This window comes from Synechococcus sp. R6-5 (assembly GCF_047461775.1).
Taxonomy (GTDB): domain Bacteria; phylum Cyanobacteriota; class Cyanobacteriia; order Thermostichales; family Thermostichaceae; genus Thermostichus.
The window spans coordinates 1-796 of sequence record NZ_JANSHV010000381.1 but is presented as its reverse complement, the minus strand read 5'-3'; the positions used below and the strand labels follow the sequence as shown (position 1 = coordinate 796).

Sequence of the window (796 nt, the reverse complement as noted above, 5' to 3'; positions counted from 1 at the left end):
TTCACCTTGACGGTGAGATAAATGACTACGCGTTGCGGAACAGCAGGTAACCTCACTGCCATTCAAATGCCGTGGCGGGCGAAAAATCAAACCTTGGCCCAATGGATCCCTAGCCACGATAGCTGAGTCGCCTGGCGGGAGATCGAGCCTGACGGCGTTTGCGCCAGCGTTTCCAGCGGGAGACCATCCAGTCGCTTAGGCTGTGGTTCACCGATCCCAGTTCCAACCCCATCCCAATCCAAAACAGCATCTCGGCGTGAACTTGCAGCAATTGCCAGAGATCGCTGCCCCACACCCAGGGTTGCCACATCCACCAGCCCAACCGGGATCCCAGCCAAGCCCCCAGCAGGCCAGCTCCTCCTGCCCATAGGCTCAAGTACAGTACCCGCACGGCGGTGCCCACAATCGGCCCATGAGACCAAAAGGAGCGATGCCGCATCCACTTGCGGTAGGGCAGCCAAATCCAGCGCAAGAACAGCCAGCGTTGATACTGTCGGGAACAGGTGTCCAGATCTCCAGAAAACATCAGGCCGCTGAACAGATAGGCGGATCCCACAGCCAGGGCAACTGTGGTGCTGTTCCCCAACACACCGGCGGCTAGGGTGATGCCGGGGGCCGTCCAGAGGGTAATGCGATCGTGGGTGGATCCCAGCGGCATAAAGCCAGAGCAACAGTACAGGACTGCGGCTCAGTTTACCCACAAGCCAAGAAGAAAGCCTGCTCCAGCCCTGGGATCGCTCCGCCGGATCTTGAAAAACCTAAGCCTGCTGCTGATACATTTACGCTGAACACTGCT

Annotated in this window: 1 protein-coding gene; it reads right to left on the bottom strand. The window is 58.5% G+C overall.

Annotated elements, in window-relative coordinates:
• Positions 1-109 precede the first annotated feature (109 nt).
• A complete protein-coding gene (locus NW818_RS13870; protein WP_414424887.1) occupies positions 110-658 on the bottom strand; it encodes a metal-binding protein in 549 nt (182 codons plus the stop codon).
• Between the last annotated feature and the right edge of the window lie 138 nt (positions 659-796).

Excerpts from the sequence above, each read along its gene's own strand:
- NW818_RS13870 (WP_414424887.1), bottom strand. The coding sequence starts at position 658 with ATGCCGCTGGGATCCACCCACGATCGCATTACCCTCTGGACGGCCCCC.